The organism is Corallococcus exercitus (assembly GCF_042231735.1).
Classification (GTDB): Bacteria; Myxococcota; Myxococcia; order Myxococcales; family Myxococcaceae; genus Corallococcus; species Corallococcus exercitus_B.
The window spans coordinates 7,752,623-7,775,670 of record NZ_CP102577.1; the positions used below are offsets into that span (position 1 = coordinate 7,752,623).

General features: G+C 70.1%; 20 protein-coding genes. 6 read left to right on the plus strand and 14 right to left on the minus strand.

All coding sequences use genetic code 11. The features are described from left to right. Nucleotides 1-6: 6 nt before the first annotated feature. The gene (locus NR792_RS31240; protein WP_375756359.1) at nt 7-909 is read left to right on the plus strand and encodes a MerR family transcriptional regulator; all 903 of its coding nucleotides are present in this window, start codon (nt 7-9) and stop codon (nt 907-909) included. A 109-nt stretch (nt 910-1,018) separates the two neighbouring features. Here NR792_RS31240 and NR792_RS31245 read toward each other — a convergent pair whose 3' ends face one another. The 10 genes from NR792_RS31245 to NR792_RS31290 all read right to left on the minus strand — a co-directional run bounded on the left by NR792_RS31245 (nt 1,019) and on the right by NR792_RS31290 (nt 10,170). Next, nucleotides 1,019-1,615, minus strand: coding sequence for an imm11 family protein (locus tag NR792_RS31245; RefSeq protein WP_375756360.1), 597 nt, complete (start codon nt 1,613-1,615; stop codon nt 1,019-1,021). Nucleotides 1,616-1,627: 12 nt separating this feature from the next. Then, the gene (locus NR792_RS31250) at nt 1,628-2,101 is read right to left on the minus strand and encodes an imm11 family protein (RefSeq protein ID WP_375756361.1); all 474 of its coding nucleotides are present in this window, start codon (nt 2,099-2,101) and stop codon (nt 1,628-1,630) included. A gap of 293 nt (nt 2,102-2,394) precedes the next feature. Continuing rightward, a complete protein-coding gene (locus tag NR792_RS31255; protein ID WP_375756362.1) occupies nt 2,395-3,024 on the minus strand; it encodes an imm11 family protein in 630 nt (209 codons plus the stop codon). A 3-nt stretch (nt 3,025-3,027) separates the two neighbouring features. Then, complete coding sequence (locus tag NR792_RS31260; protein ID WP_375756363.1) at nt 3,028-4,329, minus strand: AHH domain-containing protein; 1,302 nt, start codon at nt 4,327-4,329, stop codon at nt 3,028-3,030. A 183-nt stretch (nt 4,330-4,512) separates the two neighbouring features. After that, nucleotides 4,513-4,989 carry a hypothetical protein gene (locus tag NR792_RS31265; protein ID WP_375756364.1) on the minus strand — a complete coding sequence of 159 codons (477 nt, stop codon included), beginning with the start codon at nt 4,987-4,989 and terminating at the stop codon, nt 4,513-4,515. A 206-nt stretch (nt 4,990-5,195) separates the two neighbouring features. Next, nucleotides 5,196-6,671, minus strand: a complete 1,476-nt coding sequence (locus NR792_RS31270; protein WP_375756365.1) for a DUF2252 domain-containing protein — start codon at nt 6,669-6,671, stop codon at nt 5,196-5,198. Nucleotides 6,672-6,794: 123 nt separating this feature from the next. After that, a complete protein-coding gene (locus NR792_RS31275; protein WP_375756366.1) occupies nt 6,795-7,670 on the minus strand; it encodes an alpha/beta fold hydrolase in 876 nt (291 codons plus the stop codon). An 89-nt stretch (nt 7,671-7,759) separates the two neighbouring features. Continuing rightward, a complete protein-coding gene (locus tag NR792_RS31280) occupies nt 7,760-9,121 on the minus strand; it encodes a cytochrome P450 (protein WP_375756367.1) in 1,362 nt (453 codons plus the stop codon). A gap of 91 nt (nt 9,122-9,212) precedes the next feature. Further along, complete coding sequence (locus tag NR792_RS31285) at nt 9,213-9,737, minus strand: hypothetical protein (RefSeq protein WP_375756368.1); 525 nt, start codon at nt 9,735-9,737, stop codon at nt 9,213-9,215. Between the two features lie 34 nt (nt 9,738-9,771). Next, nucleotides 9,772-10,170: a hypothetical protein gene (locus NR792_RS31290; protein ID WP_375756369.1), complete on the minus strand. Its 399-nt coding sequence runs from the start codon at nt 10,168-10,170 to the stop codon at nt 9,772-9,774. An 80-nt stretch (nt 10,171-10,250) separates the two neighbouring features. Here NR792_RS31290 and prpE point away from each other — a divergent pair, with 80 nt between their 5' ends. Next, complete coding sequence (prpE, locus tag NR792_RS31295; protein WP_375756370.1) at nt 10,251-12,230, plus strand: propionate--CoA ligase; 1,980 nt, start codon at nt 10,251-10,253, stop codon at nt 12,228-12,230. A gap of 65 nt (nt 12,231-12,295) precedes the next feature. Here prpE and NR792_RS31300 read toward each other — a convergent pair whose 3' ends face one another. Beyond that, nucleotides 12,296-14,089 carry a M4 family metallopeptidase gene (locus tag NR792_RS31300; RefSeq protein WP_375756371.1) on the minus strand — a complete coding sequence of 598 codons (1,794 nt, stop codon included), beginning with the start codon at nt 14,087-14,089 and terminating at the stop codon, nt 12,296-12,298. Nucleotides 14,090-14,320: 231 nt separating this feature from the next. Continuing rightward, complete coding sequence (locus NR792_RS31305; RefSeq protein WP_375756372.1) at nt 14,321-14,959, minus strand: TetR/AcrR family transcriptional regulator; 639 nt, start codon at nt 14,957-14,959, stop codon at nt 14,321-14,323. Between the two features lie 149 nt (nt 14,960-15,108). On the opposite strand from NR792_RS31305, the gene NR792_RS31310 reads away from it, so the two are divergent. Continuing rightward, entirely contained in the window at nt 15,109-15,744 is a 636-nt protein-coding gene (locus tag NR792_RS31310; protein ID WP_375756373.1) for a hemolysin III family protein, read from the plus strand. Between the two features lie 72 nt (nt 15,745-15,816). Here NR792_RS31310 and NR792_RS31315 read toward each other — a convergent pair whose 3' ends face one another. Both NR792_RS31315 and NR792_RS31320 read right to left on the minus strand, forming a co-directional pair. Then, entirely contained in the window at nt 15,817-19,407 is a 3,591-nt protein-coding gene (locus NR792_RS31315; protein ID WP_375756374.1) for an Ig-like domain-containing protein, read from the minus strand. A 96-nt stretch (nt 19,408-19,503) separates the two neighbouring features. Continuing rightward, nucleotides 19,504-19,869: a winged helix-turn-helix transcriptional regulator gene (locus NR792_RS31320; RefSeq protein WP_375756375.1), complete on the minus strand. Its 366-nt coding sequence runs from the start codon at nt 19,867-19,869 to the stop codon at nt 19,504-19,506. Nucleotides 19,870-19,956: 87 nt separating this feature from the next. Between NR792_RS31320 and NR792_RS31325 the strand changes: the two genes are divergently transcribed. From NR792_RS31325 to NR792_RS31335, 3 genes are all read left to right on the plus strand, one after another. Beyond that, on the plus strand, nt 19,957-20,976 hold the full coding sequence (locus NR792_RS31325; protein ID WP_375756376.1) for a zinc-binding alcohol dehydrogenase family protein: 1,020 nt from the start codon (nt 19,957-19,959) through the stop codon (nt 20,974-20,976). A 15-nt stretch (nt 20,977-20,991) separates the two neighbouring features. After that, entirely contained in the window at nt 20,992-22,158 is a 1,167-nt protein-coding gene (locus tag NR792_RS31330) for a sensor histidine kinase (protein WP_375756377.1), read from the plus strand. A 98-nt stretch (nt 22,159-22,256) separates the two neighbouring features. Continuing rightward, nucleotides 22,257-23,039, plus strand: a complete 783-nt coding sequence (locus NR792_RS31335; RefSeq protein WP_375756378.1) for a LytR/AlgR family response regulator transcription factor — start codon at nt 22,257-22,259, stop codon at nt 23,037-23,039. The last annotated feature ends 9 nt before the right edge of the window (nt 23,040-23,048 follow it).

The window sequence follows — 23,048 nt, forward strand, 5'->3', positions numbered from 1 at the left end:
CACACCATGGCTGAGCGCACCTATCGCATCCACATCGCCGCGGAGCTGTCGGGGGTCCGCGTGGAGCTCATCCGCGCCTGGGAGCGCCGCTACGGGGTGCTCGTGCCCGAGCGCACGCCCGCGGGCTACCGCGTCTACACCGACCGTGACGTGGCGCTGCTCAAGCGGCTCAAGGCGCTGACGGACGAAGGCGTGGCCATCAGCGAGGCGGCGAAGCTCCTGCCCCAGCTGCGCGCGGAGCTGGACGCGACGCCCCCACCGGCCCCCGACAGGTCGGAGGACCGGCTCGGGTCGCGGCCGGAGGAGTGGCGCGCGGAGGTGATGGCCGCGGCCGAGGCGTATGACCAGCCCCGCGTCGCGCGCGTCCTGGACGAGGTGCTGGCGGCGCTGCCGCCGCTGAAGGCCTTCGAGGACGTGCTGGTGCCGGTGCAGCGCGAGGTGGGCGATGCCTGGCACGCGGGAGTGCTGTCGGTGGCGCAGGAGCACCTGGTGACGCAGGTGGTGCGCGAGCGGCTGGTGAGCCTGCTGCACGGCGCGCCCCGGGGAGGGCACAAGCACGCGGTGCTGGCGTGCTTCCCGGAGGAGGAGCACGAAATCGGCCTGCTGGGAGCGGCGCTGCGGCTGCGCTACGCGGGCCTGCGCGTAACGCTGCTGGGACAGCGCGTACCGGCGCACGACCTGGGGGAGACGGTGGCCCGGGCGAGGCCGGACGTGGTGGGCCTGTCGGCGGTGATGAACCGGGGCGCCACGGTGTTCGAGGACGTGCTCACGCGCCTCAGGGACGCGCTGCCCAAGGGGCTGCCCCTCTGGGTGGGAGGCCCCGCCGCCCAGTCGCACGCGGACATCTGCGCGCGCCTGGGCGTGAGGCTCTTCACCCACGAGGACGACTGGACGCGGCTGGCGGGCTGAAGCACGCGGATGCCGCTCCAGGGCAATCCCGGTCTTGGTAGCCGCGGCCGTTCAGGGACGGCCATCCCCAAGAGAGGTATTTCAGGCCCTCTGGCCCGTGGAGTGCTTCTCACTCAGGGGGCGCGTCGCGTGGACCCGTCACGCGTTCGAACGACACGCCCAGGTTCCCCACCGCTTCGAGGGCGGCCTTGATCTCCTCGGAGACAATGAACGCGGTCTTGAACTTCTTGGGCCGCAAGACATGCGCGCCCCCAGTCTTCGAGGGGTCGATCCTCAGGCCGTAGATCCAGCGGTACTCCCCTGCATACTCAGGGAAAGGGTCGCCTTCGGCGTAGTGGTGCACTTCTCGGCACCTCGCTTCATCAATGCAATCCACGACCCGGGTTGCATTGACGACGAAATACAACTCGGGCTTCCCCTCTATCGACACCGGGAACAGTTGAACATCGCCTGGAGCGATGGTCCTGAAGGCATTCGCGATGGCTTCGCTGACGATGGGGGCCTGCTCTATCCCAGAGAACACAAATGCGCGCTTCTCACCCGGGTGCGAAATCTGGGCTCTGATGGGCCCAGGGTCCGGAAGAGGGTGGCCTTCCCCGAAGAACATCCAAGGCTCCTCGAACGCACCACCGCCCGCGGGTTCAGGAGTCCTGACCACCCACTGCGGTACGTCAGCGATACCCAACCAGTAGAAGTGACGCGCCATCTCACCCCTCGCCTATTCAGGGTGCGCGCTGCGCGGTCCCGTCACGCGGTTGAAGAACACTCCCGTGTTGCCGACTCTCTCAATCCCCTCCTTGATCTCCTCGGAGACAATCAAGGCCACCTCCCAACCCATTGGGCGGAAGACACGCGAATCTTCAATTTTCGAAGTGTCGATCCGCAGGCCAGAGATTGAGCGGTACTCGCCTACCTGCTCGGGTACGGCCCCGTCCGGAGGATAGATCTGGACCTCACGGCAATTGGCTTCGTCGATGCACTTGAAGCGCCGGGTCGCGTTGACGACGTAGTATCGCTCAGGCGTCCCCTCAATCTCGACCGGGAACAGCTGCACGTCGTCCGGCGCAAGTTCCCGGAAGACGCTCGCGACCTGCTCATTGGCAATGGGCGTGCGGTCCGCATTGGCTACTGAAAAAGTACGCTTCACATCAACGTGAAAGGGGGTTGTCTTGAGCGGCCCCGGGTCAATCATCGGCCTACCCTCCACGAACATCCAGGGGTCCTCCAGCACGCCTCCTTCCACGGGGACAGGTGTATCAAGGCACCACTGAGCTACATCCCCAATCTCCACTGCGTAGAACTCTCGCGCCATCTCAGCCCCCATGCGGCCCTTGATGGGCTTTCAAAGGCAACAACCCAGCTCATGGACTCCCCGAAGGTGCCCCCCGGAGAGTCGGGAGGCGCGGCATCCTGGGCCCCAGGACGCGACGACTTCAACGGAGCCCTTTCCTCGGGAGGGCATGCCGCCTCGCGTGCGTGCCCGGCTCAGGACCCTCCGCGCGCGGCTGGAACCTCTCGCGGTGGGGTCAATGGCTCATGCGGGCCCGTCACACGTTCGAATGACACTCCCAGGTTCCCCACCTCCTCAAGCGCCCTCTTGATCTCCGCAGATACGATGAGCGCGGAGGAATAGCCTTGTATCCGGAAGACCCGAGCTCCTTCTGTCTTGGCAAGGTCGATGCGCAGACCGTGGATTGCGCGGTACGTTCCAACTCTCTCAGGTGCAACTCCATCTGGAGGATAGATTTGCACTTCTTGGGATTTTTCTTCATCAACACATTTGAAACACTTTGTTGCATTGATGACGTAGAGACTCTTGGCTGCCCCTTCAACCTTGATGGGGAATGTCTGGACGTCGTCGGGCGCCAGCTTGCGAAAGGCATTCGCAACCTGCTCATCCGCGACAGGGGTTCTCCCTGAGTTCGCTACCGAGAAGGAGCGCTGCGGCCCCTCACGGAAAGGTCTGCTCGTGAGGGGGCCGGGGTCTGGCAGGCGCCTTCCGTCCCCAAACATCCAGGGGTCATCCAGCTCACCGCCAGATGCCGGAGCAGGCAGTTCCAGGACCCACTGATGAACGTCCGCAATCCCTATGTCGTAGAAGTTGTCATCAGACATCCATTAGCCCTCGTTGGGAGCAATCAGGCGCCGAAGCCCGGAATCCGGCGTCAGAAGGTCATCTGCGATCTTTGCAAGCTCCTCGACCAGCCGCCCTCGGCACACGTCTTTGTTCCTGCATTTTCCTAGCGCGTCATTCAGCCTCCGCAAGACAGCCTCATGGTACTCGCGCGGATGTGGCCCTTGGTGTCCGCCGAGACGAACTTTGTTGGCGACATCTTCCAAGGACAACCCAGCCCGGGCGAAGATTTCCTCACACGCTGGTGTCCAAGGCCCTCCGGATACAGCCGAAACCAGGTTCTTGTTCGTGCAGATGTGATGAACCGGCCCCTCGGCGTCACCTGGAATCTGGTTGTTCGAATACATCGCGAGCGCGGCAGCGGCCCCCGGCGCGAGCGCGACGTTGAGCACGCCCGCGGCGGGCAATGAGATGGAAGTCACGCCACCGTTCAGCGCCGCCCCCAGTGAGAATCCCGCCTCGGCCTGCCCCCGGAGCACGGCCTGGGGGAAGCCCGGGAGCTTGGGGCCCTGGGCGGCCATCGCGTTCTTGCCACCAAGCGCCGCCGTGACGAGCAGCACCAGGACGCGCGTTCCATTCGTGCCGAGCACCTTTCCGAAGCGGTGCCCGATGTCCTGGAGCTCGATGACGCTCGTCGCCGTCCCTGCCTCGTCCCAGAGCCGGACGAAACCTCGCCCCATCTCCCAGACCGGCACGATGCCCAGGTAGGCCACCATGGCGGCCGTCAGCATCACCGCGATGGCCTTCGTGACAGGCTCGGGCAGCGTCATGGTGAGAAGGACGCTCAGCGCGGCCGACGTCACCATGGCCTTGAGCGCCGCCGGGTTCAGCAGCTTGCCCACCTCGGCCGCGATGCCCTCCCACACGCTGTCGAGCGCGAAGGACAAGGCCATGAGCGTGCGGTCCTTGCGCGAGAACGTCAGCCCCGTGCCCCCCACCAGGGACAGGCAGTCCTCCGCGGCGGGACAGAGGCGCGCGTACAACGACTCAGGGGAGCTCCCCGAGCCGGAGTCCGCCAGTCCCGCCGAGGAGGCGAGCAGCGTCCTGGAGCGCACCCACCCTCGCGCATCCGCCGCTTCCGCCTCCCGGAACGCAACGTCCATGCGCAGGTCCAGGAGGAGCTGCGTGAGGGCGGACCTGAACGCGTCCTCGCCCACCTGGACCGGGGCAACCTCTACCGGCTCGTGGGCAACCCACTGACCGTTCCCGGTATCCAGCTGGACCACACGGGAGGTCGCACACCCTGACATCAGGAACAGCAGCGAAACGGCTACGACCCATCTCATGGCGTCCCCGAGGGCGCCTCCCGGAAGGTCGGGAGGCGCGGCATCCTGACCTTGGGGAATGACGACTGCAACGGAACCCCGGGCCGCCCAGGCGCACGCGGCCGTCCGCGTGCGCCTGGGCGTGAGGCTCTTCACCCACGAGGACGACTGGACGCGGCTGGCGGGCTGATGCGCCCGCGGGCGTCACGGCTGGCAGAGCGGCGGCAGCGAACGGGCCGCGCCCACCGCCGAGTCCACCTGCCCGAGCGCCACGGTGAAGACCTGCTGCGCGGCCCCGGGGTTCCCCGCCAGCAGCAGGGTGGTGGCATCGCGCAGGTTGTTGACGCCGGAGGTGGCCGTGGCGAGCGGCGCGCGCAGGTCCGTCGTCAGCGCAGAGGGCGTCAGCAGCGCCACCGCCGCTTCGGCCTGGGCGACCGCCACGAGCGCGGAGGCGTTCTGCTGGGTGGCCGCGAGGATGGTGAACAGGTTCAGCGTCGTCAGCGCATTCCGGGTGGTGGCCGCCGCGGTCTGCGCCGCGTTCACCGCCGTGGTGACCGCCGTGATGGCCACGGCCTCGGTGGAGTCCGCGTTCACGCACTGCAGGGACTGCGCGGAAGCCGGCACGACGTAGAGGGCCACGGACAGCACGGCGGCGGACAGCCAGTTCGTTCGGGTCGTCATGGGTTCGGTTTTCGCGCGACGGCGGACACCGCCCCTCCCTCCGCGACCGCGGGACGGGTTCCACCAGCCCGCGCGGCGAGTGGGGGTTGAGGGTGCTGTGGAAAATTACAGCCGGAGGGTGATGAATAACTGGGGCTGACCCTCGCATCCGTCAATCAATGGCAGACCTCGGGGCGAGTGGCTGTGCTCCGGGGACGCCTGTTTTCTCAATGTGCGAGGGCCCCGGCTGCCTTTGCCTGCGCGTCGATGAAGTTCCCGTAATCGGACTCCACCTGGTCCGAATAGGCACAGGCGAACTCCGCGATGGCTTCATCGAAGTGGTCGTTGCTGCCCAGGTATCCCGCGATGAGCGCGGCGTCGCCGGTGCGCGCATGCGCGCGGGCCAGGGTGGCTCCACAGGCGTCCGCGTAGTCCTGGAACACCGGTGCGTCCATCTTCTCCGCGTCCAGCGCCCCCTTCATGTCGCGCAGCTGGCGCACGTAGAAGGCGCCCATGCCCTCCACCTCCGTCCAGCCCAAGAACAGGTCGGAGAAGGCCTGCATGCGCCGCTGGCCCACCACCACGCGCTCGCCGGCGCTGCGGAACTCGCTGGGGCCCAGGTAGGGCTCCAGCACGGAGGACTTCGCCTCCTTGAGCTGCAGCACCAGCGGGTCCTCCCCGCCGTTGCCCTCACACAGCACGACGTAGGCCTGGAGCCCCACGCTGCCCACGCCCACGACCTTGAAGCCCCACTCCTTGCGCTGGTAGCGCAGACACAGGTCGCGCACCGCGCCGTCTAGCGACTCCAGGTAGCCCACCGTGAGCCGCTTGATGCGCCGCTCCAGCTCCGCTGGCGACACGTCCATCCTCACCGCCGTGAGCGGGAAGAGCAGGGGCGGCTGGTAGGCCAGGTGCCGCTGGCCGTTGCGCTCCACGGTGAGCTTCTCCACCGCGTGCGCGCTGGTGTGCCGCCGGGCCTTCTCCACCGCCTGGGCGGCGAGCCTCGCCGTGTCGCCGGAGTCCGAGTGCTTCAGCTCCTTCGCGTCCACGTGGAGCGACCAGACCTCCAGCAGGCTCTTCGTCGTCAGCTCCCGCATGGTGAGCCGGTAGGACTCCACGGCCTTGCGCGCGGCCTTCTTCCCGCAGCGGGCGCCCAGGCCGTTCTGCTTCGCCGCCATGACGAAGCTGGCGGCCAGGCGCTTCACGTCCCATTCGAAGGGGCCGGGCAGCGTCTCGTCGAAGTCGTTGAGGTCGAAGACGAGGTTGCGCTCGGGCGTGCCGAACAGGCCGAAGTTGGCCAGGTGCGCGTCGCCGCAGATTTGACTGCGCAGGCCGCTGTGCGGCGTGTGGGCCAGGTCGCGCGCCATGACGAAGGGCGTGCCGCGCAGGAAGGCGAAGGGGGACTCCGACATGCGCTCATGGCGCACGGGCACCAGCCACGGCAGCCGCGTGGCGTCGGACTCCTTGAGCTGCGCGAGCGGGTCGCGTCCCCGGAAGGGCTTCCAAGCGGCATGGCTGCCACGGGGGCAGTGCTTGCGCAGCGCGCGGCCCGCATCCATGCGCTCCTCCACGGAGCGGAAGTCCACCGCCTGGAGTCGCGAGGGCTTCAGCTTCCGGGGCGTGCGCCGCGTGCGCTGCTGCTTCTGGGTGGACACGAGGGGAACCTTCGCGGCTCCCAGCTCCGATGTGCCGTCCGCATCCATGGGGTGTGTGACTCCTCACCCCCAACGGTGGATCCGCCCCCCGGGAACCGGAAGCGGTCAGTGCCGGAAAATCGCTCGCCCCTGGAGACAGGGACAGATGCAGTGTTCACCCGTGAGCGCGCTTCAGGCCGCGGCGGACAGCAGGTCCCGGAGGATGTCCCGGGCGCGCGTCCAGAGCAGCGCGCCGCCCTCGTCCGGCAGGAAGTGGCGGACCGCGCGGGGAAAGCGCGTGGCGAGCAGCGCGCCCCCGTCCGGCGAGTGCACCGGGCTGGTGTCGCGCCCGCCGTACCACAGCCGCACGGGCACGGTGATGGCTTCGGGCGGGACGGGCCACCGGCCCATCGCCAGGGTGAGGTCGCGCGCGTAGCCCGCGGCGCCTTGCGCGAAGCCCTCGCGCAGCGCCTGACGATACGCCGACGCGAAGGCGGGCTCGCGGTAGCGGGCGCGGTCCTCCGGCCCGCTCATGCCGTCGACGAGCGCCCACATGCCGTCCGCGTCCGCGCGCGCCGCGAAGCCCGCCTCGAAGCCCTCGCGGTCCGCCTCGATGGCGGCGACCATCCCCGCGACCTCCGGCGGGAGCAGGGCCCGGGTCGCGGGATGGGCGAGCTCGTCCTGGCCCGCCACGAGCGCCATCGCGGACACCTGTCCCGCTCCCGCCAGGGCCACCGCGAACGGAGCGCCCTGGGAGAAGCCCACCACGGCGGGCCGAGACACACCCGTGGCCTCCAGCACCGCCGCGACGTCCGCCGTCCAGCGGGAGAAGTCCTTGAGCGGATCCGGCTGGGAGAGGCCCAGCCCCGCCCGGTCCACGCAGAGCAGCCGCACCCCCAGCTCGCGCACCGCCTCCGCGCCAAAGCCCAGGGAGCTGCTCGTCGCCGCACCCGTGCAGAAGAGGACCGGCACGCCGTCGGGCGAGCCCCACTCCGTCCACCCCACCCGCCGTCCGTGCTCACGCTCCAGGTGGTGACTGCGCTCCGGTGCCGTCAATGCAAGCGTCATGGACGCAAGCCTGGGAAACGCGCACGCAGACGTCCAGCGGATTCCCTCGCCCCCAAGGCACGAAGACCCTTGCGTGTCTGGAGCGCGGGTCACTGCTGGGGGAACACCTTCCTCGGCGTGAGCAGGATGCCGCCCTTCGGGCGCAGGGTGATGGCGGGGAGGACCTCCGGCGCGGGGCCTGGCGCGGCGTCGAAGTGGAAGCGCTGGAGCACCGTGGCCAGCACCAGGCGGATCACCATCAGCGCGGAGCCCGCGCCGATGCAGAGCCGGGGGCCTCCTCCGAATGGACAGTACGCAAAGCGCGGGAGGCGCCGCTCCAGCCCGTCCGCCCAGCGCTCGGGACGGAAGGACTCCGGGTCCGGGAAGTGGCGCGCGTCCCGGTGCAGCGCCCACTGGGACCACGCGACCACCGTGCCGGCGGGGACGTGGACGCCGTCCATCCGGTCGTCCTCCTCCGCCACCCGGCTCATGCCCCACGCGGGCGGATACAGCCGCAGCGACTCCTTCACCACCTGCTCGCAGTACGGCAGCGACGGCAGGTCCGCCACCGTGGGCTCGCGGCCTCCCAGCACCGTGGCCAACTCCCGCCGCAGCGCGGCCTCCGCCTCCGGGTGGTGCGCCAGCAACCACAGGCTGAGCGTCAGCGCGGCGGCCGTCGTCTCATGCCCGGCGATCATCAATGTCAGACATTCGTCGCGCAGCTGCGCGTCCGTCAGGGGCTCGCCGTCCCCGGCCTGCGCCTCCAGCAGCAGGCCCAGCAGGTCGTCTCCGGGGCCTCCCTGCCTCCGGCGGCGCTCCACCACGTCGTCCACGACGGCGTGCAGGGCGCGCATGGCGGCCTGGAAGCGCCGCTGTCCCGGAGTGGGCAGCCACGCGGGCAGCGGGATGGGGGTGTCGAAGAGGAACTGGGCATGCAGCATCACCGCCTCCATGGCCCGTCCCAGCTCCCGCGCTCGCGCGGAGAGGTCCGTGCCGAAGAGCGTCTCCGCCACCACCTCCAGCGTCAGCGCCATCATCTCCGGGTAGGCGTCGAAGGCCTCTCCCTCGCGCCGCGACCCGAGCCAGGTGTTCGCGGCCTTCACCGCGACGCTCCCGTGCGCGGCCAGCAGCTGCTTGTGGAAGGCCGGCTGCATCAGCCGCCGCCGCCGCATCCAGACGTCGCCATGGCTGGTGAACAGCCCCTGGCCCACCACCGCCTCCAGGGCGCGCTTCTGGAAGGCGTCCTTCGGGTAGTTGCGGAAGTTCTTCACCAGCACGTGCTCGATCGCATCCGACGTGTTGAGCAGGTAGATGGGCGTCCCCACGAAGCGGGTCCGCACCACCGCGCCCGCGCCCGCGTAGCGCAGGAAGAAGCCCAGCGGATCCCTCCGGTACTCCAGCCCCTGGCCCACCCACGGCAGCCCCGGGGGAAGCCGGGGAGGAAGGACCACGGAGTCAGAAGGGGCGTGCATGCGGCGGCTCCTGGATGGCGCGGAAGGGCCCTCCCCGAAGCCGCGACTGTACCTTCACCCCCCAGGTGGAGGGCCAGACGCTCACCGCGCGTCAGCGCTCGCCGTCGAAGACGGGGCGCAGCCGGCCGCTGTTGATGGCCAGCGACAGGCTTCGCTCCCGGGCCTCCACCTCCTCACGCGGGCCGGCGTGGATGGCCTGGTGGAAGCGCCGCTGGTCCTCTTCCGTCCAGCGGCCCCGGGCGATGGCGTCGTCCAGCACCCGCTGTCCCTGGCGGGAGGCCTCCACCTGTTCGGGCGTGGGGGCGGCACGCGACTCCGCGGGGGGCTCCATGGCCGGGGCCGCCGCGGGCTCCCTCGCCGCGAGCACCGCGAGCTGTTCGCGCAGGAGCCGCAGCTCCTCGCGGGTGTCCTGCGCCTGCACCACGACGGGCGCGGGCGCGGATGCGGGAGGGGCGTGGAGGAGTCCGCGCAGCTGGCGGGACTGCGCTTCCAGCTTCTGGTCCAGCATCCGCTCCACGCGGGCTTCCAGGGTGGCGAAGGTCAGCGCCACGCCCCCGGTGATGCCGAGCGCGATGCCCGGGACCTGTGACAGGAGTGTCTGGAGGAAGGTCTTCATCGTGAGTCTCCGGGGGCGTGACGCAAGGGCGTGCCTACGGCGCCTTCGGCTCCAGGTGCGAACCCTTGAGCACGTCGAAGGTCTGACAGACGCCGTTCACGTCCCAGCTGAAGGCGACGTAGGACTCATCCCCCGCGGCCTGCACGCTGCGGATGAGCACCGGCGAGCTGGAGCCGCAGGTCACCGTGACGTTCGCGGCGTTCGTCGCGTAGCAGCGCATGGACTCGCCATAGGTGGCGTCGGCGAAGGTGCGGCAGTAGATGCGCTGGATGGTGTCGGCGCTGTTGCGCGCGGAGCCCATCGAGCCCTCCGCGTAGCGGCTCGTCGCGCTGACGTTCAGGTTGAACGTCGTCTTCGAGCCCGCGTACGCCACGGGAACGGCCAGCAAGACCAACGCCACGGACATGCCCGATGCCTGCGTGAATCGCTTCATGTGGGAACTCCCCTTCGGTGGAATGGCTGAAGGGGTTACGCCCGGCCCCGCGTTTATTCCCGCGTGGCTTTTGGGCCCCTGTGCTTTCCACCTCCAAGGGCCCGCCACTATCGTCAGGGGACATCCCCTCCCGAAGGAGCGTCCGCATGGGCAGCTATCTGGACTTCTACCGCCGCTCCATCGAAGCGCCGGAGGCGTTCTGGGCGGAGCAGGCCCGCCTCATCGACTGGGAGCGGCCCTTCGACCAGGTGCTGGACGCCTCCCGCCCTCCCTTCGCGCGCTGGTTCGTCGGCGGGCGCACCAACCTGTGCCACAACGCCGTGGACCGGCACCTGGCCACCCGCGCGGACCAGCTGGCGCTTGTCTTTGAATCCTCCGAAACGGACCAGCGCCGCCAGTACACGTACGCGCGGCTGCACGCGGAGGTGAACCGGGTGGCGGCCATGCTGCGCTCGCTGGGCGTGAAGCGCGGCGACCGCGTCATCGTCTACATGCCCATGGTGCCGGAGGCCGTCTTCGTGCTGCTGGCCTGCACGCGGCTGGGGGCCATCCACTCGGTGGTGTTCGGCGGCTTCGCGGCGCACAGCCTGGCCATGCGCATCGACGACGCGAAGCCCGTCCTGCTGGTGACGGCGGACGCGGGCATGCGCGCGGGCCGGGTCATCCCCTACAAGCCGCTGGTGGACGAGGCCCTGTCGCTGGCCCGGCACCCGCCCGCGCACGTGCTGGTGCTGGACCGGGGGCTCGTGCCCGGCAGTCCCGTCACGCCGGGGCGCGACGTGGACTTCGCCACGCTGGGCGCGCGACATGAAGGCGCCCAGGTGCCGGTGGAGTGGCTGGAGTCCTCCGAGCCCAGCTACATCCTCTACACGTCCGGCACCACCGGGAAGCCCAAGGGCGTGCAGCGCGACACGGGCGGCTACGCGGTGGCGCTGTCGGCGTCCATGCGCCACATCTACACGGGCCAGCCCGGCGAGGCGATGTTCACCGCCTCCGACATCGGCTGGGTGGTGGGCCATTCGTACATCGTCTACGGCCCGCTCTTGAATGGCATGACGACGGTGCTCTACGAGGGCCTGCCCATCCGGCCGGACGCCGCCGTCTGGTGGCGCCTCATCGAGCACCACAAGGTGAGCGTGATGTTCACGTCACCCACCGCCATCCGCATCCTGAAGAAGCAGGACGCCGCGTTCCTCAAGCGCCACGACACCTCCAGCCTGCGCTACCTGTTCCTCGCGGGTGAGCCCCTGGATGCGCCCACGCACGCGTGGATTTCGGACGCGCTGCCGTCCACGCAGGTGCTGGACAACTACTGGCAGACGGAGACGGGCTGGCCCATCCTGGGGCCCGTTCCCGGGGTGGAGCCGCGCAAGCGCAAGCTGGGCTCACCGGGCACGGCCATCTACGGCTACCGCGTGAAGCTGGTGGACGGGCTGAGCGGGGAGGAGGTGACGGCGCCCAACCAGAAGGGCGTGCTTGTGATTGCGCCGCCGCTGCCACCGGGATGTCTGTCCACGGTGTGGGGCGACGACGCGCGCTTCGTCTCCACGTACTTCACGAGCTTCGACACGCCCCTCTACAACACCTTCGACTGGGCCACGCGTGACGAGGACGGGGACTACTTCATCCTGGGCCGCACCGACGACGTCATCAACGTGGCGGGCCACCGGCTGGGCACGCGCGAGATCGAGGAGGCCATCAGCGGCCACCCGGCCATCGCGGAGGTGGCGGTGGTGGGCGTGAAGGACGAACTCAAGGGCCAGGTGGTGATGGCCTTCGCCGTGCCCAGGGACCCCGCGCGCCTGCACCGCGAGGAGGACCGCGCCGCCCTCGCCCTCGAGGTGATGGACACGGTGGGCCGGACGCTGGGCGCCGTGGCCCGCCCCGCGGCGGTGTACGTGGTGGCGAACCTGCCCAAGACGCGCTCCGGCAAGCTGCTCCGCCGCAGCATCCAGGCGGTGGCGGAGGACCGCGAGCCGGGGGACCTCACCACCATCGAGGACCCGGGCGCCCTGGAGGGCATCCAGGCCGCCATGAAGGCGAGGCCCCTGAAGGCTTGAAACAGGAGGAGCCCCCGACGCGGTCGCCCGGGCCGGGGCGACCGCGCAGGGAGCTCGGGGACGGCCTACTGCCCGGAGCTCACCGTGAAGGTGGTGCCGGAGAACGCGCTGTAGCCACGGATGAGCACGTAGTACGTGCCCGACTGGGCGGCGTTGATGGTGCAGGACTCGTCGCTGGTGGCGCCCGCGGAGCGGCAGTCGTAGGTGGTGGTCGTGGGCGCGCTGCCGAACTTCACGTACAGGTCCGCGTCACCCGTGCCGCCCGCGAGCTGGAAGCGCATGGAGGTGGCGCCGGTGGGCTTGACGTAGCTGAGGTTCGTGTTGCTGTTGCGGGCGCCGGAGACGTTGGTCAGCGTCGTGAGGGTCGTCCAGACCGGCGGCGCGGCCACGCCCACGGCGGTCCACGCCTCGTTGACGGAGGCGACGGCGCTGGAGCCGTACAGGTCGGCGGCGGCCTGCGCGGTGGCGGCGCGCGCGTCGGAGAAGGTGCTGCCCGGCGTCAGGTAGACGGTGTTCGCGCGGTAGAAGATGGCCGCGCCCTTCTGGATGCTGGCGTAGCTGCTGGCGTCCAGCGCGGGCACCACGTTGCTCGTCTTGCCGCGCGGGTGCGTGCCGCCCTGGACCATCAGGTGGAACGCCAGGTTCGCGATGCCGGAGTTCCAGTGCACGCCGCCGCTGTCGGACGTGCCGGTGTAGCGCGTGGGGTAGTAGTCGTAGTCCCCCGCGATGGCCGGGTCGTTCATGTAGCGGAGCGCGTCGCCCGCGGTGCCCGGCGTCCAGCACTCCTCGCCAATCTTCCAGGTGTTGGCGTTGACGGCGCCGTCCCGGTACGCCTCGATGGAGGCGCCGAAGATGTCGGACATGGCCTCGTTCAGCGCGCCGGACTCGTTGGCGTAGATGAGCTCCGAGGACGTGTCGGTGACGGCGTGGGTCAGCTCGTGGCCGACGACGTCCAGCACCGTGAGCGCGTTGGACTGCGCGCCGTCGCCGTCGCCGTAGACCATCTGCGTCCCGTTCCAGAACGCGTTCACGTAGTTCTTGCTGTAGTGGACGCTGGAGGTGAGCGGCGTGCCCATCCCGTCGTAGCTGTCCCGGCCGAACACGTTGGCGTAGAAGTCATACGTGAAGCCCGCGTTGTCGTGGGCCTGGTCCAGCACCGCGTCGCCCGACGCGCCCTGGCCCTCGCTGCGCACCAGCGTGCCCGGCAGCGTCGTGCGGTTCTTCGCCGTGTACGTCTTGCGGTTGCGGCTGGTCTGCAGGTTGTCGAAGCCCCAGACGGTGTCGCCCGTCCGCGCGTCGATGAAGACGTTCGGCATGGAGGGCAGGCCGTCCACGTCCACCGTCTCCAGCTGCACGCGCCACGTCAGGCGGGTGTTCTTCGTGTCCGCGAGGATCTGCAGGTCCGCCCGGGGCGCGCCCGTGAGCACGCTGCCCGTGGCCTCCTGCGCCGCCACGGCGCGCTGGATGGCCTCGTCCGCCTTGAGCCGGGGCGTGGTCTCCACCTTGAGGTCGCGCACCAGCCGGTCCGTCACGCCCTCGACCGCGCCGTTCACGCCCAGGTGCACGATGGCCGCGGCGCCAAAGACAGGCACGCCCTGGAACGTCTGCGTGAGGCGCTCATGCGCCTGGCCCCGCGCATCCACGTGGAAGCGCCGCGAGGACAGCTCCCCCGCGCCCTTGAGGAAGCCGGGGCGCTCCGCCTGGAGCCGGCGCAGGCCGTCGCCGCGCACGGGCTTCGCCGCCAGCGCGCTGTCCTGCTGCGCCTCGGCCTTCGGGGTTTCGTCCACGGTTTCAGTCGGACCGCAGGCGCTTCCCAAGAGCAGGAAGGAAGCGAGCGAGGCGTAATGACGGATGCGCATGGGGGACTCCGGTTCGCGCGGTGAGCGCTTTCCAGGGGGTGTGATTTCACCCAGAAAGTAAAATTCCTGGGCAATTCAGGAGACTCGGGGAGCCGTGAAACGGCCACGGTCGCGACCCGAGGGCCCTGCTCACGCACGGGGTGTCCCGGTGAGACGCATCCTGAAACACGCGGTGTCTGGAATCCGGCCGGAAGGCTTGCAGGGGGAGATGGATGCCATTGCCCCGCGACTTCAGGCCCGGCGCTTCGGCTCGCGCTTCGCGCCGGGCGGGACGGGGTCCTTGGGCAGGTGGCGCAAGCCCATCCACCCGAGCGCCGCGACGTGGCGGGCCACGTTCTCCGTGGAGAAGGCCTTGCCCTCCGCGGCCCACCAGTGGCCCACCTGCGTCACCATGCCCACCAGCGCGTTGGCGTAGATGGGCGCCACCTTGGACGGGTAGCCGGCGCGCTCGAATTCGCTGCGGAAGACGTCCCCCACGCGCTGGGCCAGGTCGTCGATGACGCGCGTCAGCCCGCGCCGCGCCGCCGCCGTGGGCGAGTCCCGGGTGAGCACCGCGAAGCCCGCCGGTTCGTCCTTCACGTAGGCCATGAACGCCAGCACCGCGCCCTCGAAGCGCTGCCGGGGCGTGCCCTGCGCGATGCTCGCCGACACGCGCGCCACCAGGTCGTCCATCTCCCGGTCCACGATGGCCGCGTACAGCCCCTCCTTCGCGCCGAAGTGCTCGTAGACGATGGGCTTGGACACGCCTGCCTGCTGGGCAACCTCCTCGATGGAGGTCGCCTCGTAGCCCTTCGACGCGAAGGCCGCCCGGCCAATCTCCATCAACTGGACCCGGCGCTCGGCGCCCGTCAGCCGCTGTTTCTTCTTCAAGTTGACCTCGAACCTACCCACCGGTAACTTACTGAACCGAAACCTACCATCCCGTAGGTATGGCGAGGAGCCGGCACCGTCATGAAATGCTTCGTTTCGAAGGGTGTCGAGTCCACGCCGGGGTGCGCGTGAGGGAGGCGGTGCTCGGGATGGAGAAGCCGAAGCTGCGGGGCGTGCTGCACCAGTGGGCGGCGGCGTTCGCGGTGGGGGCGGGGGTGGTGCTGGTGGCGATGGCGCCCACGCCACGCACGGTGCTGGCGTCCGCGCTCTACGCGCTGAGCCTGGTGGGGCTGTTCACCATCAGCGCGACGTACCACCGGGTGAACTGGTCCCCGAAGGCCCGCGCGTGGATGCGCCGGGCGGACCACGCGGCCATCTTCCTGCTCATCGCGGGGACGTACACGCCGGTCATCCTGCTGGGGTTGCCGCCGGAGGTGGGCAACACGCTGATGGCGTGGCTCTACGCGGGCGCGCTCCTGGGCATCCTGCAGTCGCTGTTCTGGGTGGCCGCGCCCAAGTGGGTGACGGCGCTGCTGGCCATCGCGGTGGGGTGGACGATGATGCCTTACTTCGGCGACGTCTTCCGGGCGCTGGGCACCTCCGCCATCGTGCTCATCATCGGCGGAGGGCTGGCGTACACGCTGGGCGCGCTCGCGTATGCCTTCAAGCGGCCCAACCCCCGCCCCGGCGTCTTCGGCTACCACGAGGTGTTCCACGCCATGACGCTGGTGGGCGCGGGGCTGCACTTCGTGCTGGTGCTGCGCATGGTGCGCGCGGCGGGGTAGGGCGCTCGTCCTTCAGCGCCCCGCGACGGCCGGCTCCGCCTGGCGTGGGCGAAGCCGGCCTCGAGCCGGGACTCAAGGCTCCACGGCAAAGACCAGGTCGTCGTGGTCGTCGTAGCCGCCGGTGCTGCAGGGCGACGGGGCGCCTCCGTAGCGGAAGTTCGCCCGCACGGCCTGCAGGGTTCCTTGAGGCAGGGTGAAGGTGGTGGACAGCGTCTGCGACCCGGCGACGGTCGGGGCCAGCGTTCCCAGGAACACCCAGCTGGGGGCGTTGGCGTTGGCGGCGGTGTACAGGTCCAGCTTGTCCGAGCTGAAGCCCGAGTAGGCCCAGACCTTCACCTCCACCCGCACCGTCTTGCCCGGGGCGATGGCCGTGCCGTCCAGCGTGGAGACGGTGATGGCGTCGCTGGACTCGTCGGAGTGGTAGCCGCCAGCGGTTCCATCCGCGCAGCTGTTGTTCAGGGTGTTGGGCGCGTTCAGCTCCGGGCCCAGGCCCCCGCGGCCATTGAGCAGCGTCCCCGAATCACAGCGATTGAACCGCCCCGTGCACTTCGGCGCCTTCAGCGTGGCGTCATACGCGGCGGTGGCGGAGATGAGGGACGTCACCGTGACGGTGGCCGTGGCCGGGGTGGACGCGTTGCCAGCCGGGTCCCAGGCCCGGACCGACACCGTGTGGCTGCCGGTGAGGCCCGTGGTGTTCCAGGCCACCGCGTACGGGGACGTGGTGTCCGTTCCCAGGAGCACGCCGTCCACGGAGAACTCCACCCGCTCCACGGTGCGGTTGTCCGTGGCGGTGGCGCTCAGGGTGACGGTGCCCGCGACGGTGCCGCCCTGGGCCGGCGAGGTGAGGACCACCGTGGGCGGCGTGGTGTCCGGCGCTGACGGCTGGACCGGGAAGACCAGGTCGTCGTGGTCGTCGTACACCGTGTTGCCGCCGCAGGGCAGGTTGGCGGTGTTGGCGAAGTAGTAGCGGGCGCGCAGGGCCTGACGGGTGCCGGTGGGCAGGGTGTACGTGGCGGTGAGCGTCTGGAGGCCGGACGCGGTGGGCAGCACGGTGGCCACCCGGGTCCAGACGGGGGCCGTCGCATCCGGGGCGGAGTACAGCTCCAGCTTCTCCGAACCGGCGGTGTTGCTCACGAAGACGCGCGCCTCCACGCGCACGGACTTGCCCGCCTCCAGCCACTGGCCGTCCAGCGAGCGGACGAGCAGGGCCTCATTGGAGCCGTTCCCGTAGTAGCCGCCGAAGTTGCTGTCCGGGCACGCGTCCAGCGTGTTGGGCGCGTTGCGCTCCGGGCCCACGGTGCCGTGGCCGTTGAGGAGGAAGCCGGACTCGCAGCGGTCGGACGGCGTGTCGCACGCGGGCACCTTCAGCACGGCGTCGTAGCGCGCCATCCCGACGTTGTTCACGGTGACGGGGATGGCCGTGCTGAGCGTCGTGTTGTCCGTGCCGTCGTAGGCCTTGATGGTGAGCGTGTGGCTGCCGTCGGCGACGGTCTGCGAGTCCCACGTCACGCTGGTGTTGAAGGTCGTCGGGTACGGCGAGGACCCGGTGCTGTTGCCGGCGAGGACGCCGTCCACGTAGAGCTCCACCTTCTTCACGCCGCCCGCGTCCTGGGCGGATGTCTGCACCCCCAGCCTGCCGCGCACGGTGCTGCCCGCCGTGGGGGACGTCAGGGCGACGGTGGGCGGCGTGGTGTCCGGGATGAACACCGTGCGCTGGACGGTCGTCTCGTTGCCCGCGCCGTCCACCGCCTTGAACTTCAGCACGTGCGGCCCGGGCGTGGCGGTGCTGGCGTTCCAGATGACCTGGTAGGGCGGCGCGTACTTCGTGCCGAGCAGCATGGCGCCGTCGTAGAAGGCCACCGACCCCACCATCGTGTCATCCGTCACCTGGACTCCCACGATGACGTTCCCCGCCACCGCGCTGCCCTCCGTGGGGGAGACCGAGGTGAACACGGGGGGCGTGGTGTCCGGCGGGCCGTCCGCCACGGTGAGGACCAGGTCGTCGTGGTCGTCGTAGTAGTTGCTCGTGTAGCAGGAGGCCCCCCCGGCGTCGCCCGCGTGCACGCGCAGCACCTGCTGCTGCCCCGCGGGCAGGACGAACTGCGCCGTGAGCGTCTGCGCTCCGGAGGAGGTCATGTCCATCAGGGCGACCCGCCGCCAGACCGGCGCGGAGGCCGAGGGCGAGATGAAGATGCCCACCCCGCCGTAGATGGGCCCCCACACCCTCACGTCCACCCGCGCGGGCCGGCCCACCGTCAGCGGGCTGCCATCCAGGCTGGAGATCCGGACCTGCTCCACGGAGGCGCTCTGCTGGTAGGCCCCCAGCGAGCCGTCCACGCAGCCATCCACCGTGTTCGGCTGGTGGAACTCCGAACCCAGCGTGCCCCGGCCGGCCGTGAGGCCGCCGGAGTCGCACACGGCGCGGACGGTGTCGCACAGGGGCGCCTTGAGCGTGGCGTCGTAGCGGGCCAGCTCCGGGCCGTTGGCGATGGTCACCGTCACCGGGCTGCTGACGCCCATGTTGCCGCTGACGTCATACCCGCGCAGCTCCACGGTGTAGGTCCCGTTGGGCAGCGCGGTGGAGTCCCACTTCGGCATGGCCTGGTTGGCCACGAGCGTGCCGTCCACGTAGTACCCCCGCTCCTGCGCGATGCCGTACTCGTCCCAGACGGAGCCGGCGAACGTGACGACGCTGGAGACGGTGGCGCCCTGGGCGGGCGCGGTGAGGTACACGGAGGGCGGCGTGGTGTCCGGAAGGACGGTGAAGACCACGGGCGCGCTGGTGCCCACGTTGTTGGCGGAGTCGTAGGCCTTCGCCGTGAGGGTGTGGCTGCCCGGCGTGTGGAAGCGGGCATCCCAGGTGACGGAGGCGACGGGGTAGGGCGTCGTGTCGGTGGCGACCCGCGTGCCGTCGACGAAGAACTCCACCTTGGTGACGGAGCCGCCCACGTCCGTGGCGCTGGCCTCCAGGATGGCGTAGGTGCCTCCCACTCCGCCGCCAGGAGCGGGCTGGGTGATGGACACGGTGGGCGGCGTGATGTCTCCGGGGCTCACGCCGAAGACGAGGTCGTCATGGTCGGAGTTCGAACCGCAGGGGCCCGCGGTTCCCATGCCCGCCACGCGCATGCGGGCCCGCACGGCCTGCTGCGCTCCCAGCGGGAGGACGAAGGTGGCGGACACCGGCACGATGTTGGTGGTGGCCGGCGTCACCGTCTTCAGCAGCGTCCACTGGGGATTGGTGATGTTGGCGGTGTGGTACAGCTCCACCTTGTCGTAGCCCATCCCCCAGCCCGTGACCCAGGCGTCCGCGGTGACCTTCACCGTCTGGCCCTTCTCGAAGAAGCTGCTTCCGGACGTGGGCTCGATGCTCAGGGCGATGATCTGATCGCCCCCCAGGTACGAGTACCCCTGGGTATCCGCGCAGGACGCGTTCAGCGTGTTGGGCGCGTGGAGCTCGCCGTAGCCGCTGCCCCGGAGCTCGTCATAGGTGGCGCACGCCTCGGTGCCCGGGCAGGCCGGGACCTGGAGCGTGCTGTCGTAGCTCGCGAAGGCGAGCGGTTGGGATGTCTGGGCCAGCTCCGGGCCCAGGTCGTCTCCCTCTGGCGCGCCGCAGGACAGCAGCAGGCCGGTCAGGGAAAGACCCCAGAACAAACGGTTTCTCAAGATGGATGCCCCCTCGAAGACGCGCGAGCGCTCCCCGCGCGCCACGCCATCCACTGCCAGGAAATCCTCTTCCTGACAAAGGGGCTCCGCCGACTTTCAGCGCCCCGCGACGGCGAGCCTGCGCTTGGGGCTTTTCTGTCCCAGGTAGACCTCACCCCAGGACTTGAGGGCGGCAATCACGCCTCGCAGTGTCTGGCCTTGCGGCGTGAGGCTGTATTCGACGCGCGGAGGGACCTCCGCGTACACCTGCCGGTGCACGAGCCCGCTCTCCTCCAGCTCGCGCAGGTGCTGCGTCAGCATCCGCTGCGTGACGTCCGGGATGCGCTTGCGCAGCTCCCCGAAGCGCAGCGTGCCTTCGAGCAGGTGGTAGAGGATGAGCCCCTTCCACTTGCCCCCAATCACGTCCAGCGTCGCGGACACCGGACAACCGGAGGAGCAGTCATAGGTCTTGTGCCGGGCCATGGTTCCCTTTTTGTACGTATGGGCTGAAATCCTGCGTACTTGTCCGCTTCAACCTTCGGGACGATGTTGCACGCAAAGGAGCCCCCCATGCGAGCCGTCGCCCTCACGAAGTACCTCCCCAGTGACCACCCCGAAGCCTTCGTCGACGTGGAGCTGCCCGACCCCACGCCCGGCCCCGGCGACCTGCTGGTGCGCGTCCGCGCCGTGTCGGTGAACCCCGTGGACGTGAAGGTGCGCGCGCCCAAGGACAAGGTGGAGGCTTCACCGCGCGTGCTCGGCTGGGACGCGGCGGGTGTGGTGGAGGCCGTGGGCCGGGACGTGAAGCGCTTCCGTCCCGGAGACGAGGTCTTCTACGCGGGCTCCATCGCGAAGCCCGGCACGGACTCCGAGCTGCACGTCGTGGACGCGCGCATCGTGGGCCGCAAGCCGAAGGGGCTGACGTTCGCCCAGGCCGCCGCGATGCCGCTCACGTCCATCACCGCGTGGGAGCTGCTGTTCGAGCGCCTGGGCGTGCCCCGACAGAAGACGGGCACTCCGCGCGACGCGCTGCTCGTGGTGGGCGGCGCGGGCGGCGTGGGGTCCATGGCCATCCAGATTGCCAGCAAGCTGACGGACCTCACGGTCATCGCCACCGCGTCGCGGCCGGAGACGGTGGAGTGGTGCAAGTCATTGGGCGCGCACCACGTGGTGGACCACCGCCAGCCGCTGGCGGCGCAGGTGCAGGCGCTGGTGCCGGGCGGCGTGCGCTACGTGATGGCGCTCACCGCGACGGAGCAGCACTTCGCGCAGCTGGTGGAGCTGATGGCCCCGTTCGGGCACCTGGGCATCATCGACGACCCGCAGACGCCGCTCGACGTGAACGCGATGAAGCGCAAGAGCCTGGCGCTCCACTGGGAGCTGATGTTCACCCGCGCCCTCTACGACGCGGATCCGCTCTCCCAGCAGCGCCTGCTCGACACCGTGGCGGACCTGGTGGAGGCGGGGACGCTGCGCACCACGATGACCCAGGACTTCGGGCCGCTCACCGCGGCCAACCTGCGGCGCGCGCACGCGGCGGTGGAGACGGGCCGCACGCTGGGGAAGATCGTGCTGAGCGGCTTCCCTTGAGCGCTCCCGGAGGCCGTGAAGTCCGCCGCGCCCGCCGGTAGACTCGCGGTCCTCTTGGGCTTCGTGGAAGACACCTCCGGACAGACGTGGCGCGCCTGGGCGAAGCGGGCCGCCGCGTGGTCCGCGCCCGCGCTCTTCTCCGCGCTGGAGACGTACACCTTCACCCGGGGCATGCCCGAGCCGCCCGCGCTGTGGCGGGTGTTCGCCGCGCAGATGCCCGCCTGGTACGTGTGGCTGCCGCTCACGCCGTGGCTCACCCGGCTGGCGGCGCGTGAGCCCCTGAGCCCGCCGCGTCCGCGTCCGGTGCTCGTGCACCTGGCGGCGTGCCTGGGCGTGGGGGCCCTCTTCGCTGGCGTGTACGCGGTGACGACGGCCGGGTTCATGCCTACGCCCGGAAGGGACGCGGCCTGGGCAGAGCGCTGGCTGCGTGCGTGGTGGGGCTGGCTGCCGATGATGGGCATGGCCTACGCGACGGTGCTGGCGGTGGCCTCCGCCACCCGGGCCTCCCAGCGGGCGCGGGACAGCGAGCGGCAGGCCGCGACGCTCGCGGTGCAGCTGGCCGAGTCCCGGCTGCTCGCGCTCCAGACGCAGCTACAGCCGCACTTCCTGTTCAACACGCTCAACGCCATCGTGGTGCTGGTGCGCGACCGGGAGACGGAGGAGGCCGCGCGCATGCTGGTGTTGCTGAGCGACCTGCTCCGCCAGTTGCTCCAGCAGGGCGCCACCCAGGAGGTGCCGCTGCGAGACGAGGTGGCGGTGCTGTCGCGCTACCTGGAGCTCCAGCAGCTGCGCTTCGCGGACCGGCTGCGCGTGGAGTGGGCCGTGGAGCCGGACGCGCTGGAGGCCCGAGTGCCCCACCTGGTGCTCCAGCCGCTCGCGGAGAACGCGCTTCGTCACGGCATCGGCATGCGCTCCGCGGCCGGGGTGCTGCGCATCGGCGCGCGGCGGCGCGGTGACGCGCTGGAGTTGACCGTGCACGACGACGGTCCGGGACTGCCCGGGGACTTCAACCTGGAAGCGGCCCAGGGGATTGGCCTGTCGAACACGCGCGCGCGCCTGTCGCAGCTCTACGGTGAGGCAGGGCAGCTGCGCGTCGCCAACGCGGAAGGGCAGGGCGCCGTGGCCACCGTACTATTGCCGTGGCGCTCAGCGCCGAGCACCGCCAGGGTGGCGCATGGCTGAGCCGAGGGTGATGCGGGTGGACGACGAGCCACGGGTGCAACAGCGCACCGTGACTATGGGCCTCCTTCCGTGGCCCTCCAGTACGGCCAGGGTGGCGCATGGCTGAGCTGCGGGTGCTGCTGGTGGATGACGAGCCATTGGCCCGTAAGGGATTGCGGCAGGCCCTGGCGCGCCATCCGGACGCCGTGGTGTGCGGCGAGTGCCGTGACGGCCGGGAGGCGGTGGAGGCCATCCGCGTCCAGCGTCCCCACCTGGTGCTGCTGGACGTGCAGATGCCGGAGCTGGACGGCTTCGGCGTGCTGCGCGAGGTCGGCGCGGAGCACATGCCCGCCGTCATCTTCATCACCGCGTTCGACACGTTCGCGGTCAAGGCCTTCACCGTGCACGCGGTGGACTACCTGGTGAAGCCCTTCGACGACGCGCGCTTCGATGAAGCCCTGGCCCGGGCTCGCCAGCGGCTGCGCGCGGGCGAGGCCGCGGAGCTGGGACGGCGGCTGGCGGAGCTGCTCGCGGACGCGGGCCCGGCGCCAAGGCCCGCCGAGCCCCCCGCGGACCGGCTACTGGTGCGCGTGGGCCTGCGCTCCGTGCTCGTCCCGGTCACGGACATCGAGTGGATCGAAGCGGACGACTACTGCGTCACGCTGCACGCGGACGGCAAGGCCCACGTGCTGCGCGAGAGCCTGGCGGCACTGGAGGCGCGGTTGGATCCGGAGCGCTTCGTGCGCATCCATCGCTCCGCCATCGTCAACGTGGAGTGCATCCAGGAAGTGCACCGGCCCTCGCCTACGGAGCAGGTGGTGGTGCTGCGAAGTGGCCAGCGCCTGCGCGTGAGCCGCAGCCGCCGTGAACACCTGGACCGCCGGCTGGGGCGGGCCCGCTAGGCCCCCGGC

Bases quoted from the DNA above. Each gene is read 5' to 3' on its own strand.
- NR792_RS31245 (WP_375756360.1), bottom strand. From the start codon at position 1,615: ATGGCGCGTCACTTCTACTGGTTGGGTATCGCTGACGTACCGCAGTGG.
- NR792_RS31260 (WP_375756363.1), bottom strand. From the start codon at position 4,329: ATGAGATGGGTCGTAGCCGTTTCGCTGCTGTTCCTGATGTCAGGGTGT.
- NR792_RS31285 (WP_375756368.1), bottom strand. From the start codon at position 9,737: ATGAAGACCTTCCTCCAGACACTCCTGTCACAGGTCCCGGGCATCGCG.
- NR792_RS31275 (WP_375756366.1), bottom strand. From the start codon at position 7,670: ATGACGCTTGCATTGACGGCACCGGAGCGCAGTCACCACCTGGAGCGT.
- NR792_RS31250 (WP_375756361.1), bottom strand. From the start codon at position 2,101: ATGATTGACCCGGGGCCGCTCAAGACAACCCCCTTTCACGTTGATGTG.
- NR792_RS31290 (WP_375756369.1), bottom strand. From the start codon at position 10,170: ATGAAGCGATTCACGCAGGCATCGGGCATGTCCGTGGCGTTGGTCTTG.
- NR792_RS31325 (WP_375756376.1), top strand. From the start codon at position 19,957: ATGCGAGCCGTCGCCCTCACGAAGTACCTCCCCAGTGACCACCCCGAA.
- NR792_RS31270 (WP_375756365.1), bottom strand. From the start codon at position 6,671: ATGGATGCGGACGGCACATCGGAGCTGGGAGCCGCGAAGGTTCCCCTC.
- NR792_RS31280 (WP_375756367.1), bottom strand. From the start codon at position 9,121: ATGCACGCCCCTTCTGACTCCGTGGTCCTTCCTCCCCGGCTTCCCCCG.
- NR792_RS31320 (WP_375756375.1), bottom strand. From the start codon at position 19,869: ATGGCCCGGCACAAGACCTATGACTGCTCCTCCGGTTGTCCGGTGTCC.
- NR792_RS31310 (WP_375756373.1), top strand. From the start codon at position 15,109: ATGGAGAAGCCGAAGCTGCGGGGCGTGCTGCACCAGTGGGCGGCGGCG.
- NR792_RS31300 (WP_375756371.1), bottom strand. From the start codon at position 14,089: ATGCGCATCCGTCATTACGCCTCGCTCGCTTCCTTCCTGCTCTTGGGA.
- NR792_RS31240 (WP_375756359.1), top strand. From the start codon at position 7: ATGGCTGAGCGCACCTATCGCATCCACATCGCCGCGGAGCTGTCGGGG.
- NR792_RS31265 (WP_375756364.1), bottom strand. From the start codon at position 4,989: ATGACGACCCGAACGAACTGGCTGTCCGCCGCCGTGCTGTCCGTGGCC.
- NR792_RS31255 (WP_375756362.1), bottom strand. From the start codon at position 3,024: ATGTCTGATGACAACTTCTACGACATAGGGATTGCGGACGTTCATCAG.
- NR792_RS31335 (WP_375756378.1), top strand. From the start codon at position 22,257: ATGGCTGAGCTGCGGGTGCTGCTGGTGGATGACGAGCCATTGGCCCGT.